This is a genomic window from Xanthomonas sp. NCPPB 4037 (assembly GCF_041475695.2).
Taxonomy (GTDB): Bacteria; Pseudomonadota; Gammaproteobacteria; order Xanthomonadales; family Xanthomonadaceae; genus Xanthomonas; species Xanthomonas campestris.
In genome coordinates this window covers 1002746-1017515 of record NZ_CM191261.1, presented here as the reverse complement: position 1 = coordinate 1017515, position 14770 = coordinate 1002746, and the positions used below count along the sequence as shown (strand labels likewise).

10 protein-coding genes and 1 other RNA gene are annotated in these 14770 nt (G+C 66.4%); 2 read left to right on the top strand and 9 right to left on the bottom strand.

What is annotated here, in order from left to right; translation table 11 throughout:
• Positions 1–70: 70 nt before the first annotated feature.
• Positions 71–1069, top strand: coding sequence for a tRNA dihydrouridine synthase DusB (dusB, locus tag ACCQ01_RS04435; RefSeq protein ID WP_228431565.1), 999 nt, complete (start codon positions 71–73; stop codon positions 1067–1069).
• A gap of 160 nt (positions 1070–1229) precedes the next feature.
• On the opposite strand, the gene ACCQ01_RS04430 is transcribed toward dusB, so the two are convergent.
• Entirely contained in the window at positions 1230–2321 is a 1092-nt protein-coding gene (locus ACCQ01_RS04430) for a metal-dependent hydrolase (protein ID WP_228431564.1), read from the bottom strand.
• 234 nt (positions 2322–2555) lie between these two features.
• On the opposite strand from ACCQ01_RS04430, the gene metK reads away from it, so the two are divergent.
• Entirely contained in the window at positions 2556–3767 is a 1212-nt protein-coding gene (gene metK / locus ACCQ01_RS04425; protein ID WP_011269998.1) for a methionine adenosyltransferase, read from the top strand.
• Positions 3768–4119: 352 nt separating this feature from the next.
• Here metK and ACCQ01_RS04420 read toward each other — a convergent pair whose 3' ends face one another.
• The 8 genes from ACCQ01_RS04420 to ACCQ01_RS04385 form a co-directional block, all read right to left on the bottom strand.
• Positions 4120–4338 carry a hypothetical protein gene (locus ACCQ01_RS04420; protein WP_228431563.1) on the bottom strand — a complete coding sequence of 73 codons (219 nt, stop codon included), beginning with the start codon at positions 4336–4338 and terminating at the stop codon, positions 4120–4122.
• A 404-nt stretch (positions 4339–4742) separates the two neighbouring features.
• The gene (locus ACCQ01_RS04415; RefSeq protein ID WP_267131984.1) at positions 4743–6074 is read right to left on the bottom strand and encodes a histidine-type phosphatase; all 1332 of its coding nucleotides are present in this window, start codon (positions 6072–6074) and stop codon (positions 4743–4745) included.
• Positions 6064–8835 (bottom strand): TonB-dependent receptor, encoded by a 2772-nt coding sequence (locus tag ACCQ01_RS04410; protein ID WP_228431561.1) that lies wholly within the window; start codon positions 8833–8835, stop codon positions 6064–6066. Before ACCQ01_RS04410 ends, ACCQ01_RS04415 begins: the two co-directional genes overlap by 11 nt.
• A gap of 686 nt (positions 8836–9521) precedes the next feature.
• Positions 9522–9596: non-coding RNA, sX9 sRNA (locus ACCQ01_RS04405), on the bottom strand.
• 60 nt (positions 9597–9656) lie between these two features.
• Complete coding sequence (locus ACCQ01_RS04400; protein WP_487247912.1) at positions 9657–10868, bottom strand: OmpA family protein; 1212 nt, start codon at positions 10866–10868, stop codon at positions 9657–9659.
• Positions 10869–11044: 176 nt separating this feature from the next.
• On the bottom strand, positions 11045–13108 hold the full coding sequence (locus ACCQ01_RS04395) for an esterase/lipase family protein (protein WP_228431559.1): 2064 nt from the start codon (positions 13106–13108) through the stop codon (positions 11045–11047).
• Complete coding sequence (locus ACCQ01_RS04390; protein ID WP_228431558.1) at positions 13105–14142, bottom strand: Lnb N-terminal periplasmic domain-containing protein; 1038 nt, start codon at positions 14140–14142, stop codon at positions 13105–13107. Before ACCQ01_RS04390 ends, ACCQ01_RS04395 begins: the two co-directional genes overlap by 4 nt.
• Positions 14139–14711 carry a TetR/AcrR family transcriptional regulator gene (locus tag ACCQ01_RS04385; protein WP_014506704.1) on the bottom strand — a complete coding sequence of 191 codons (573 nt, stop codon included), beginning with the start codon at positions 14709–14711 and terminating at the stop codon, positions 14139–14141. The genes ACCQ01_RS04390 and ACCQ01_RS04385 overlap by 4 nt, the downstream gene beginning before the upstream one ends.
• Between the last annotated feature and the right edge of the window lie 59 nt (positions 14712–14770).

Genomic DNA, 14770 nt, shown 5'->3' with positions numbered 1-14770 from the left:
CCGCAAGCGCTCTTACGATTCCCCAATCCCCATTCCCGACTCACTTCCCCACCCCAGCTACAATGCCCGCATGCAGATCGGCCCCTACACCATCGCCCCCAAGGTGATCCTGGCCCCCATGGCGGGCGTCACCGACAAGCCGTTCCGCTTGCTGTGCAAGCGGCTGGGTGCGGGCCTGGCGGTGTCGGAGATGACCATCTCCGATCCGCGGTTCTGGGGCACGCGCAAATCGCTGCATCGTATGGACCATGCCGGCGAGCCGGATCCGATCAGCGTCCAGATCGCCGGTACCGAACCGCAGCAGCTGGCCGAAGCGGCGCGCTACAACGTCGACCACGGCGCGCAGCTGATTGATATCAACATGGGCTGCCCGGCCAAGAAAGTCTGCAATGCCTGGGCCGGCTCGGCGCTGATGCGCGATGAAGACCTGGTGGCACGCATCCTGCGCGCGGTGGTGCGTGCGGTGGATGTGCCGGTGACCTTGAAGATCCGTACCGGCTGGGACTGCGACCACCGCAACGGTCCGACCATCGCACGCATCGCGCAGGATTGCGGCATCGCCGCGCTGGCCGTGCATGGGCGCACCCGCGACCAGCACTACACCGGTACGGCCGAGTACGCCACCATCGCGCAGATCAAGGCCGCTCTGCAGATTCCGGTGATCGCCAATGGCGATATCGACTCACCGCAGAAGGCCGCACAGGTGCTGCGCGACACCGGCGTGGACGCGGTGATGATTGGCCGCGCTGCGCAGGGCCGGCCGTGGATCTTTGGCGAGGTGGCGCATTACCTGGCGACCGGCGCGTTGCTGCCGCCGCCATCGCTGGCCTTCGTGCGCGACACCTTGCTCGGGCATCTGGAAGCGCTGCACGCCTTCTACGGGCAGCCGCAGGGCGTGCGCATCGCGCGCAAGCATCTGGGGTGGTATGCGAAGGATCATCCGCAGAGTGCGGACTTCCGCGCGGTGGTCAATCGCGCCGAAACGCCCGAGGCGCAGCTCGCACTGACCCGCGATTACTTCGACGCCTTGATTGCCGGCGTGCCGCCGCCGCTGCACGCTGCCGCCTGAGCCGGTTGACCGTATTTGCGGTCGCCGCGCCGAGACCACACAGCGCACGCCAGCAGGCTCATCACCTTTCCGCAGATGCAGCCACACCTGATCGCATCGGCATGCGTGGCACATCGCCCATGCGCCGCGCAGCCGCATGAAACCCGCTACGAGACCGGTGTTATTGCACCTTGGCCGAGGCCGGCGCAGCGCTGTCGTCCAGATCGCCGGTCAGCGCCTTGCCGGTTGGCGCGTGCCAGATGCGGTGCCACATCTGTGCCAGCACCGCGCCGATCTGGTCGCGCGCCACCGGCGCACGGTACGCCGCCTGGACCTGGCGCGGCATGATCGGCTTCCATTGCCCATCATCGCGATGGGCGACCACGAAGTTGAAGTTGTAGTCCGGCTCCAGGCCCATGCGCAGGTCGCTGAGCATCAGGTCGTCGTCGACCAGCCGTGCGCGCATGAAACCGCGATTGAACCAGGTGAGCCGGCGCACCGAGTCAAACGCGGCCACCTCGCCCAGCGCCTGGGTATTGCTGGAAAAGCCGCGAAACTGCATCGGGCCGCTATCGGCCACCAGCGAACGCTCGCCAATCACATAGCCATTCGGCGTCATCGCCACCACGCGCCACAGCAGCGTATTGAGCGGCATCGGCACCGAGAAGCGCGGCGCATCGCCCAGCCCCAGCGCAGCGAGCGCGCGGTCGGCCTCCTGGTCGACCAGCTGCTTGGCCAGCAGCGACCAGCCCAGGTAGGCCGAGCTCAGCACCAGCCCGGCAACCAACGCACGCTGGGCCAGCGGCCGTGCGCGCGCAAACCAGGCCACCGCGCAGGCCAGCAGCAGCCACAGCGTGTAGGCCGGGTCGATGATGAACACACTCGACCACATGGCCGGATGCGGCTGCAGCGGCCACCACAGCTGGGTGCCGTACACGGTGAAGGCATCCAGTAGCGGATGGGTGATCAAGGCCAGCTGGATCGCCCAGAACCAACGCTTGGGCGCACTGGCCACGCGGCCGTCGCCATAGCGCCGAAACAGCCACCAGATCAGCCAGCCCACCAGCGGCAGCACGAACAGCGAATGGCTGACACTGCGGTGCACGGTCATCAGGGTCACCGGGTCGTCGGTGAGCGGCAGCAGCGCCAGCGAGTCGAGGTCGGGCAAGGTGCCCAGCGCAGCGCCGGCCAGCAAGGCCGCACGGCGCTGACCGGCCGGCGCGATGGCGGCGGCAATCGCGCCGCCGAGTACGATCTGGGTCAAGGAATCCATCGCCGGATGCTAGCAGGCCGAACCTGCTTGCGCGGTGCCGCCGAAGCCCGACGCGGGGATGTCTGACACCGGCCCCGCATGCAGGTGCAAATCACCTACCCTCGCCCTGGCCGCTGCGGCCAATCGACGTGGCTTAACCCCACCGATGCCCGTTCAGGCGCACAATGCAACGGTCACCGTGGGCGTGTATCATCCGCACCCATCTTTTCATCCGAATTAAGGGATATAAGCCTGATGTCCAGCTACCTGTTCACCTCCGAATCGGTCTCCGAAGGCCATCCGGACAAGATCGCCGACCAGATCTCCGACGCAGTGCTGGATGCCATCCTGGCCCAGGACAAGCGTGCCCGCGTGGCGTGCGAGACGATGGTCAAGACCGGTGTGGCGATCGTTGCCGGCGAAGTGACCACCAGTGCCTGGATCGACCTGGAAGCGCTGACCCGCAAGGTGATCCTGGATATCGGCTACAACAGCTCCGATGTCGGCTTCGACGGCGAGACCTGCGGTGTGCTGAACCTGATCGGCAAGCAGTCCCCGGACATCAACCAGGGCGTGGACCGCAAGAACCCCGAACAGCAGGGTGCCGGCGACCAGGGCCTGATGTTCGGCTATGCCACCAACGAGACCGACAGCTACATGCCGGCGGCGATCCACCTGTCGCACCGCCTGGTCGAGCAGCAAGCCAAGATCCGCAAGAAGAAGAACTCCGCGCTGTCCTGGCTGCGTCCGGATGCCAAGTCGCAGGTCACCCTGCGCTATGAAGACGGCGTTGCCACCGCGATCGACGCCGTGGTGCTGTCGACCCAGCACGACCCGGGCGTCAAGCAGAAGGACCTGATCGAAGCGGTGCGCGAGGAAATCCTCAAGCCGGTGCTGCCGGCCAAGTGGCTGCACAAGGGCACCAAGTTCCACATCAACCCGACCGGCAAGTTCGTGATCGGCGGCCCGGTGGGCGATTGCGGCCTGACCGGTCGCAAGATCATCGTCGACACCTACGGCGGCTGGGCCCGTCACGGCGGCGGCGCGTTCTCGGGCAAGGATCCGTCCAAGGTCGACCGTTCGGCAGCCTATGCGGCGCGCTATGTGGCCAAGAACGTCGTGGCGGCCGGCCTGGCCGACCGTTGCGAAGTGCAGGTTTCCTACGCCATCGGCGTGGCCGAACCGACCTCGATTTCGGTCACCACCTTCGGCACCGGCAAGATCGCCGACGAGCTGATCGAGAAGCTGATCCGCAAGCACTTCGACCTGCGTCCGTTCGGCATCATCCAGATGCTCGACCTGATCCACCCGATGTACCAGCAGACCGCCTCCTACGGTCACTTCGGCCGCAAGCCGAAGGACTTCACCTACACCGACGGCACCGGCGCGCAGCACAGCGCAACGTCGTTCTCGTGGGAAAAGACCGACCGTGCAGAAGCGCTGCGCGCTGCTGCAAAGCTGAAGTAAGCCGGCTGCTCCCTCGGGAGCGTGCTTGGTAATGCAAATGGGCCGCTGATGCGGCCCATTTGCGTTTTGGCGGCATGGACATCGTTGGCGAGCTTGTGGCGATGCAGGCGCGGCGTGCCCCGTCTTCGGTTGCCGTGCCGTACACCGCACAGTCTTACGCGCGACGTCTGGCAGTGATGTGCGACGGCTTCGGACAACGAAGGCGCTTGCACGCATGCCGGCATGGGACACGCCGCAAGTACGTCCATGTAGGCCCCTATGCGGCATCCATGCCGCATAGGGTCCCGCGCCGGCACGCGCACAAGCACCGCCGGTTGTGGTCGATGGCGGAAGGAACGGCGTTGCCGGGTTTTCAGGCGATCGCCAACGTAGCGGCGTCACCCGGCCACAGACATGTCGCGCTGATGGCGGCCAGCGGGTCAGCGCAGACCGATCTGTTCCGTATCGGCGTAGCGATGTTTGGAGCGCGACCTTCGCCGGCAAAAAATTCGCCTCGATGCCGCCCTGATAAACAGCGGAATTCGGACACGTCGCGCTTGATCGAAGAGATGTTCGCGGTGCGATCAGCCATGGCACGGCTTGGCAGCGCGGCGTCGCGTCCGGGAGCGGGGCCGTGTAGCGGCATGGATGCCGCTACCGAGCCTCCATGGACGGATTCACGGCGTGTCCCGCTCCCGGATGCGGCGCCGCGCGTATCGACCAACGTCGCGCACGGGAGCTACCGGGGATTGCGCACGCGCATCCGTCATCAAAGACGCTGCGCATGTAACGGGCTGGGCATGCCCATTGTTAGTCGGTGTAGGTCCCTACGCAGCCTCTATCTCGCGAGAGGTCTGAAGCCAACACGCATGTGCGCACCAGTAGCTCTCGTTAGCAGTCGAGGCTAAAAACCGCGTGGATCATCCGTTTGCAAAATGCCGGCCACGCAGCATCGCCCCAAGAATGCGGGCACGCAGCCAACGCAACTCCATCACCTCACAGCGAGGGCTGCAGCTGCCGCTCCAGCGCCTGCGTAAAGGCCGGCAACGGGCACGCCATCCGCTGCTCACCAGCGCAAACGACTAACGCCAACGTCTGCTGCAACGGTGGGTGGTCCAGATCCAGCGGTGCCAATGTGCGCAATTGGTCCAGTGATTGCGCCAGGTACTGCGCGCGCACGCTGCGTTGGCCGTCGGGCGTGCGCCACAAACCCAGAACCAACGCGCCACCGGGCGGTGGATCGTCTGCGCCATAACCGGGTAGATGGAAGTGCACGCCCAGCAGACTGCTCAACGCCGCGATATGCGTGTCGCTGCCGACGAAGACAGACACCTTTGGCGCCTGCGCGTCGCCGAAGCGCTGCAGCACCTCGCGCGCCAGCGGCGCGCCCGAGCGCGAGGCCATGTAATGCGGCCGCGCGTAGATGTCGAACAGCAGCGCGTGCAGGCGCGACACTTGCGCCAGGCGCTCGGGAGTGGCGCGCCCCCAGCCAACCTGCGACATCGGCATGCCTTCGGCGTATTGCAACAGCAGCACTTCACCGGTGCCGGAGGTCAGGTCGATCGGCCCGCCCAGCGCCAGGCCGCGACCGTCCGCCGAAGGCTTCAGGGTGGACGGCATGCGCGCAAAGTCACAAGGTGTTTTGGTGCAGCCCAGGATCTGCTGCAAGGCCTGCAATTCCGCGGCATGCCCATGCAGCAAGGCGGCCGGGCCGCCGGTTTCACGCTGGATCGCTGCAACCGCCGCGTTCGCATCGAAGGGCACAGCGCCGGCTTCGATCGGCCGGAACAGCGGATCGTTACTCCCGACCGCGCGATGCCCTGCCTGCACGTTGCAGCCAGGCGCCAGGGCGTCGGCCAGCAACGCGCCACTGTCGATGGTGCGCTGGTCGGTATTGGCCCAGACCGTCAGGCTACCCGGCGCCGGGCAGCCATTGCGGGGCAGCAGCGCCTGTTGCATCAACCACTGCCGCAGATACTCGCCACTCAGCTGCACCGCCTTGCGGCCATGCGGGGTGACCAGGCTCGCTGGCGTGGACCATTGCGGCCAGGGTGCGTCGGCGTAATGCGCCGCAGCCGCTTCGCCTTGCAGCGGCGCACGCACGCCGTGCCGGAACACCACCACCACCCGTTCCAAGGTCGCGCTGGCAGCGGACGCCGCCGGGGTCGGTCGTGGTGTACAGCCCAGCGACAGCGCGGCCACCAGCAGCACGCCGAGCGTTCGCCAGCGCAGAAGAGCTGCAGCGGCCCGCAGCCGCGCTGGCCTGCACGCGAACGTCGTTAGTGACTCCAACTCTGCAACCACCACTGCAGCGGGATCAGAACACATACTTGGCCGTCACCAGGCTGGTCATGCCGGAATCGACGATGTCGGAGATGGCCGTGTTGTCGTGGCCCACGTGCGCCCAGTAGCTGTGCTGCTTGGTGAGGTTGGCCACGGACAGGTCCACGCGCAGATGGTCGGTGGGCGCGTAGCCCACGTGCAGGTCCACGCGGCTGATCGGCTTGATCCACAGGTTGTCCCAGCGCGCGCCCTGGTTGAGGTAGTCGTAGACCGACACGTATTCGCCGGAATAGTGGTAACTCAGATTCACCGACCACGGGCCTTTTTCGTAGAACACCTCGGCGTTGGCGAGCAGGTCCGGCGCGTTCTGGATGCGTTCGTGCGCGAAGCCTTCCTCGCCCAGATCCACCCGCGTGGTCTGGCGCGTCACGTTGGCGCCGATGCCGAAACCGTCCAACGGTGCCGGCAAGCCCTGGAAGGTCTGCCGCACTGCCGCTTCCATGCCGAGCACGCGGCCGTCGCCACCGTTTTGCGGGCGCACGAAACGCGTGCTGGCGGTTCCACTCTCGCCAGCGTTGGCGGCGTCCGAACCGCTCTCGTAGATGTAGTCGGTGAGGCGCTTGTAGTAGCCGGCCAGCATGGCGTGGCCGCCCGCATCGTTCTGCCACTCGCCGGACAGATCCACGTTGAGCGACTTGATCGGCTTCAGATCCGGGTTGCCTTCGGTGATGGTGGTCTGGCCATCGGCAGAAATATCGGTGGAGCGGCCGCCGCCGAGTTGCACGAAGGCCGGGCGCGTGTAACTGGTCCACACCGAGCCGCGATAGACCGCGCCATCGCCGTCGGGGCGGTAATTCACGAACACGCTGGGCAGCACCACGTTGTAGCGGGTCTGGTTGTTGGCAAAGGCGCCCGCCTGCTCCACGCCGCCCACCGCGGCTGGCTGCGCCCAGAAGGTGTTGTCGATGCTGGTGTGCTCAAAACGCAGGCCGGGGAGGATTTCCCAGTTACCGGTGCGCAGCGTGGCCATCACATAGGCCGCGCTCACCGCTTCGGTGGCGCGCATGGTGTTGCAGTTGAGATTGTTGACCGCCAGCCGCCCGCAGCTGTCGAAACTCTCCGGCGTGAGCGTGCGCGCGATCAAGGCATTGAGGGCATCGTTGCTCAGCCGCAGCGTGGGCAGCGCGTACTGGCCCGGGTACACCGCATCGTAGCGCTGCGCCACCAGGCCGGTATCGCGCAGCAAGGTGCCATCGGTGTACTTGGCGTTGGTCCAGTCGCGGTCGGTGAAGCTGCGCGAGCTGTCCACATACTTCACGCCGAATGCAATCCGGCTCAGCACGCCGTCGTCGAAGTCGTAGCTCACATCGAGCTTGCCGCCGCCCTTGTCCTGGCCGCTGTATTGCTTGGAGATCTGCCCCGTCCGCCGTGCAAACAGGCTGCCGACATCCGAGGCCTGCGCCTGCATCGCCGGCGTCAGCAACGGAATCGGGAAGCCGTCGCCGTCGTAGCTGATGAAGCGGTTGGCACCGTAGGCAAAGTTGGTGGAGCTGTATTGATCATTGCGCGCGGAAATTTCCACATGGTCCGGGCGATCGTTATTGCCGGTGCCGTAAAACACATTCGGTGCGAACGTCCAGTGCCCCAGCTGTTTCTCGGCACCGAACTGGATGGTGGCCAGGTCTGCTTCTTCCGGGTTGGTTTCGTACCAGTAGCGCACGGCCACGCGATTGATCTGCGGCTGGTAGATGCCGCTGGTACCGATCTGCGTATAGCTGACATTGGCCGGCACAAATTGCGTGTAGCCGGTGTTCTGTTCGGTCTTGGCAAACGCGTAGGTCATGCGTGCGTACAGATGCAGGCTGGGGTCCACGCGCCAGTCGAATGCAGCGTTGCCACCGTAGCGGCGGGTATCGCCTTGCGAATAACCGATGTTCACGCCGGTGCTCTGCAACGCGTCCTGCGGATCGGTGCCTGCCGCCAGCGCGCCACTGGCATCGGTGCGGGCAAATTCCCAGGAGCCATCGCTGCGCGCGGCAGAGGCGCCGGCCACTTCGCTGTTCACGAAATGGCGCTCGTCGTAATACGCACTGACCGCCACGCCGAATTGGCCATCGGCGCCGAAGCGCGCATGCCAATCGCCGGCGGCACCACTGCCCAGCCCGGAATCGCCGTAATCACGCGCGCGGCTTTCCATGCGCCCGCTCAGGGTGATGCTGCCGCCCTGGCGGTCTGGCGAATCGAACGCGCTGGGGGTGCGGTAATCGATGGTGCCGCCGATCGCATCGCCATCCATGTCGGCGGTGGAGGTTTTGTTCAACACGATGGTCTGCAAGCCGGAGGGTGGCAGCAGGCTCAGTTGCACGCCGCGGCTGTACGGCATGCCTTGCGCGACGTTGACGCCGTTGATCAGGTTGACGTTGTATTCGGCATTGAGGCCGCGTACCGAGGAGAACATGCCCTCGCCACGCGCAGCGCCGTCGATGCCGCCGAAATACGATTGCCCGGTGTTGATGACATTGACGCCAGGCATCAGCCCCAGCGCTTCGGCCACGTTGTGCACCGCGGTGGTCTTGAGGTCGTCGGCCGAGAGCACATTGACGGTGTTGGTGGCGGCCATCTGCATGTCGGTCGCGTTGTAACGCGTGGCCGCCACGGTGACCTTGTCCAAGGTGGCCATCTGGCCCTGCGCGGGCGCGTTGGCCTGGGTGTCTTGCGCGGCGGCATGGCCACCCACGATGCACAACGAGAAGCACAGCGCCTGCGACAGGCGCGAGGGACGCAACAACACACAACGACGCATCATGAAAGATCCAAATGTGCAGCGGCCCGCCATGCCTCTACATGACGACCACCGGGAAGTGGGGGCACTCGACGCAGCCGGCTCCTCGGCGCATCACCTGCAAGCAGGCGCGGCGCATGGTGGTCGGGGCATATTTCAGTGCGGTGACGCGTGCGCGATGCGGTGCAAACACGCGCGGGGAATGCAGAATTACGCATAGTCGAGGGCGCGGCAGGTGGCGTGCGCCGTTGAAGTGCGCAAGCGGTCACGCTCGCATCGCTCCTGCAATGAGAAAGACCGCATCGCCGGTTTGCGTGCATGAAGCTTGATGAATACCAGGTCTCTATTTGAGGAATTCGGTGTGGCGACGTGATCCGCAGTTGCATTGCGTAGTGGATGCGCTGATGCACCGCCGCCGCGTGCTGTTTGCTGTTTGCTGTTTGCTGTTTGCGAGACAGAAGAGCATCACCGCGAGCATGCGCGACGCCGGCAGTGCCTGCAGGATCAGTCGTGAATTCCCATGACAGCGCATGTATGCGCTTCCGCATCTCAGACGGTCTGATGCAAGTCAGCCTGGATGGAACCTGCAATTCGCTACAGCCGCAACGCAGTGATGACACCAGGCGCGCATCGAAGCCGAGTCACGCAAAACGTGCCCACCGCTGCCACGCACGCAAGCGATGCGTGGCGCGGCGTAGTCCACTAAGCGTGGCTACCAAAACGTAGCGAGAAGCCGTCAGGTGGGTGCGGACGGCGCGGAAGAACCGGAGTGTCCGCCAGTACCTGAGGATTCCGAGCACCGGCCGCGCCCGCCTGGCGGCTGCGCAGTCGTTTTGATCGCTGCGCTAAGTGCGCAGGAACAACTCCACGCGCCGATTGAGCTGGCGCCCGCCCGGATTGTCCTGCCCTTTGACGGTATTGGGCGCCACCGGCTGCGACTCGCCATAGCCCTTGGCGCTGGCAGACTGCGCGGTGCCGCGCGTGCGCAACGCGGCGAGCACCGCGTTGGCGCGGCGCTCGGACAGCACCTGGTTGTAGTCATCGCCGCCCTTGGCATCGGTATGCCCGCGGACTTCCATTTGCGCGACGCTGACCTTGCCGAGCGCAGCCGCCAGCGTGTCCAGCACGCGCGCCGCGTCCGGGCGGATGTCTGCCTTGTCGAAGTCGAAGAGGATGCGGTCGCTCAAGGTGATCACATACCCGCATGGCGCGCCGGGCGGCGCGAACTTCTGCAGCAGCGGAAACCGGCCCACGGGCGGCACCTTGGGTAGCGGCGGCATCCGCACCTGCCGTGGCGGCGTGCCCACGGTGCCGGTGCCATCGCCATGGTTTTGCACCAGGCCATCGGGGCCGTTCCACAGACCCGAACCGTCGGCGTTGATGGTCACCAGCCCACGCGGCCCGTTCCATGTGCCGCTACCGTCGCCGTGGTTGTCCACCAGGCCGTGCTTGCCGTTCCAGGTGCCGGCGCCCTTGCCGTCCAGGCTGATCAGCCCGGCCGGGCCGTTGTAGGTGCCCGCGCCCGACGCTTCGACCTGGATCAATGCGCCTTCGCTCTGGCCGTCATCGTCGCTGTTGATGGTGCCGCTGCCATCGGCGTTGACCTGGACCAGGCCGCCATCGACGTTGGCGGTGCCAGTGCCGTCGGCCTTGAGCGCGAACAGGCCAGCCGCACTGTTGCGCAGCAGATTGCCGTCGGCATCCACGCTGGTAATGCCGGCATCGTTGATCAGCGTTCCGCCGGTGTCACAGCGCGCCGGTGCCACGCGCACGCCGTCGATCGGGTCGAGGATGTCCTGCAGCGATGCTTCCAATGCGCGCTGCGCCGGAGTTACGCCGGCGATGTCGGGCACCACGATCTGCGGAATGGCCGGGAACTCGGGAACTGCCGGGCTGCTGGCTGGCTCAGCTGCCGGAGCTGGCGCGGACGCAGACGCTCGCTGCGCCACTGGTGCCGATTCCGGCACGGCGGCTACCTGATCCTGCTGCCCCTCCCCGCGGCCGCAGCCCAGCAGCAACATGGGCACCCACAGCACTGCCGACAGCGTCTTGCGCATCGCACCTTCCTTGTTCGAGGAACCGCCTGATAGCACGGGTGCGGTAAACAATGCGCTAAGCCGGGCCTGCAGGCATGCACCGAAGCCTGCGTTGCTGGGGCACCGACGCCGTGCGACGTGTTGCAGCACACCATCACTCAACGACCGGCCAGGCACTGCCCAGCCGTGACAGACCGTCAGTGCGTGGCCAGATCGGTCGGTGCGTCGGCAGCCGAATGGGCCGAAGCATCGGGCGGTGCATCCGTCGCGGATTGCACGGCAGCCGGCGCCGGCGACGATGCCGCACCCTGCAACTCTGCGTGCAGGATGCGGCGGATCTCCAGGATCGCCTGCGGCGTTTCCTGCACGCTATGCCAGGACGTCACCACCAGTTCGGAGGCGGCGCCGTCCAGATGTGCGCTGCGATACGGCACCAGACCGTCGTCGGACATGGCCAACGGCACCTGCGGTTTTTCGCGGCCGACGATGGTGTGGTAGCGCACCGAGGGCGCGATCGGCAGATCCGCGGCCGCGCGCACGAACGGGTCGGTATCGCGCAGGTTGTCGATGCTGGTCGGCGGCAACAGGCGCCGCTTGCGTTGCGGCTCGCCCGGTGCATCGCGCTCGCTGTTGGCCAGGTCCTGCAGCACATCGCCGAACCGATCCAGCAAGGCGATCGGCAGGCGCACCAGGCGGCCGACGAAGCGCCCCAGCCCGCCTTCGGCCAACGGCGTGCCGCGGTGCGGCGCGGCGATGAAGATCGCGCGGTCGATCTGCGGCATCGGCGAAAAATGCAGCAGCGGCGACAGCTTCTGCCGGATCCGCGCACCGCGCTCGCCTTCCAGCCGGTAGTCGGCCAGCAGGCTGTTCCAGATCTGCTCGCCGGACGAAGACACCAGCAAGCGGCCGATCACCCCGCCCATGCTGTGGCCGATCAACACCATGTCGTGCGAGGCCGGCGCATCGCCCTGCGGGTCGAAATGCCGCAGGCTGCGTTGCACCAGTTCCTGGATTTCGGCGCGGTTGACCGCCAGCGGCGCGTTGGTGGGGTAATACACCTGCCAGATCTGATAGTGCTGCCGCAGCGTTTCATCGCCCATCACTTCATTGGCGACATTGACCCAGGCCTCCGGGCTGCTGGCCAGGCCGTGCAGCATCAGCAGCACGCGCCGGTTCGGGTCGTAAGGCTGCATCAGGTATAGATGCGGGCGATCGATGCCGCGCGCGCGGCCCAGCATCGAGCGCAGCGACTGCGCGGCAAAGCCCGACTTCGCAAGCCACAGACCGTACGCGGCAGTGAAGTTGGCGGCCAGCGGCACGCGCTGGCCATGCAGCATCACTGCGGTCTGGCGATACGGGTCGTAGGGCGCGACCGTGGCGCTGTCGGTGTGCAGCACCGCATCCAGCGTGTCGCCTGCAAAACGCAGCAGGACCGTGGCCGGTGCATACGGCATCTCGCTGAAGGTGGGCAACGGCCGCTGCGGGTCTTTTGGCGCGGGCGGCGCCTGCTGCACGGCCAGGCCGGCCGGGTCGCCGACCACCGCCGGGTCCACCTCGGCCACCAGATCTGCACCGAAGCCGTCGCGGCGATAGGTGCTGCGCAGCCCGCCGAAGCGCAGCGACGATGCCGCAAACAACGCGCGCGGCGTGTTGCCATCGCCGGGCAACCGGTAGGCGGCCAGATCCACATCCACGCGCCAACGCCCCACCGTGGTGGCTGCAGGTGCGCTGGCGCCGGCCTGCTGGGCGCGCACGAACAGGCGTTCGACCACCTGCTGCACGGCGTAGTTGTAGTAATCGCGCACCTGGGTCTGGCGGTTTTCGAAGGCACGTTCGCTGGGGGCGCGCGTGGTGAAGAACAGATACGCGTACGCATGCCGCGCCGCTTCCAGCCACGCGTCCAATGCCGCGTCGCTCATCTGTGCGGGTGTGCGCCCGCTCAACGCGATGGCCTGCGTGATCCACAGCTCGGCCTGGGTGGCCAGCCGGCGCTCATCGCCGATGCCGGCCACCGTGCGCAGCTGTTCGATGCACGGCAGTGGCGTCTTGCGGCAGGTCTTGGGATCCAGCCCGGCCACTTGCAGCGTCTCGCTGCCGGCCTGACTGAGCGTGCCGGCACTGAGGATGTCGCCGCGGGTCTGGGCGATGTAATCGCCGCTGCTGCGCGCCTTCACCGTGACCATGGCGCAGCCGCTGAGCCACACACAGGCCAGCACGGCCACGCCTGCCACGGCGCGCCGTGCCCAGGTGCTGCGGCTCATCGGTGTGCGCTCGCTGTAGATGCAGCTGCCGGTGCCTGCGGCATGCCTGCACGGATGCGCGCGGAGAAATCTTCGGCGCGGTCTGCGGCGTGCGCTCGTGCAGTGAAATGTCCACGTTGCTTCAGCGTGGCGAAGTCATAGCCCGGCATCAGTCCGTGATGGTCGAAGGCGTATTCGTCGGCATAGCCGGACAACAGCAGGCGATGATCCAGCGGCAACGTCGGCCGCAGCTGGCGCACCAGCGCAAACACAATGGTGGTGCAGTTGCTGGTGAGTGTGTTGTAGAACGCCGGCGCACGGTTCAAGTCGTTGGCGAGCCCCACATATCCCATGAACATGCGGCGCAGGCCGGCCTTCGGAATGTTCAGGCGATACAGGTACATGTCCTCGCCACGCACGTTGGTGCGCACGCGCAGGATGTCGCGCTCGTCGGCGGCCACCAGGGTCTCTTCGAAGCTGCGAAAGAAGCCCCCCAGCGCGGAGAACGATTCGCCGCGTTCCTTGCGGATCTCCAACGAGAACACCACATGCGATCCATCGTCGAAACCGAACGATACCAGCGTGTGCGCAATCGCCGGGCCCATCCAGTACGACAGCGCCAGATCCGCGCTGACCAGGTGATCCAGATCGTACTGACGCGTTTCCCAGCGCGGCTGATACTCGGTTTCGCTATGCCAGTCGAAGTTACGCACGTTGTGCAGCGTGACCAGGTTGCCGTGCACTTCCGGGCGCAGACGCTGGGCGACATCATCGGCCCAGTCGCGGTCCTGGCTGGGCTGCATCAGCCACCACGCCGTGCCCAGCGCCACGAAGGCGGCGGCGAAGATCCCCACCAGCGCCCAGTTCTCGCGCCGGCGCCGCAGGCCCCACAGCGCAGCGAGCGCCATCGCGCACCACGAGGCCACCCACCCGGCGCGCACCACGCCATTGCCGCTGAGCGCGAAATAGATCGCCAGCCCGCCCCAGGTGGCGGCCACCACCACCGCAAGCCGCACTGCCCAGCGGCCGATGCGCGCACGCGTGGCCGGTGTCATTGCGTGCCGCCCACCGGCACCGGCATGCCCAGCGCGTGCATCAGCAGATCGGCGGAGCGGTGTGCCAGCCGCTTGCGCTCGGCTTCGTCGCTGCCACGCAGGCAACTGCCCAGCATGTCCATCACCAGGACCAACTGCTCTTCATCCAGATCCGCGCGGCACAGGCCGGCCTGCTTGGCGCGCTGCACGAACGGCAGAAAAATGCCGACCACGCGCTGGTCGACCGCTTTCACCGACGGATGCGCGCGCTCGATCGAACGCCAGAAATCCACCATCGGTGCGGACTGGGCGATGTGTTCGGCCACATCGTGCAGCAGCACGGCCAGACCGTCCGGGCGATCGCCCAGGTCGGCCGCCAGCCGCTCCAGTCCATCCAGGCCGCGCTCCATCAGCGCGGTCATCAGGGCCAGGCGATCGGGAAAATTGCGGTATAGCGTGGCGCGGCCGAGGCCGGCACGCTCCACCACCAGTTCCAGCGGAGCGTTGACGCCGTGTTCGCTGAAGACTTCGTCGGCGGCGTCGAGAATCTGCCGGCGGCGGAGCGCGGCATCGGGGCGGGGAGCTGTCATGCCGGCATTATCGGACAGATTTGTCCGTTTGCGCCAGAGCCCGCTTGCCGAATGCGCGC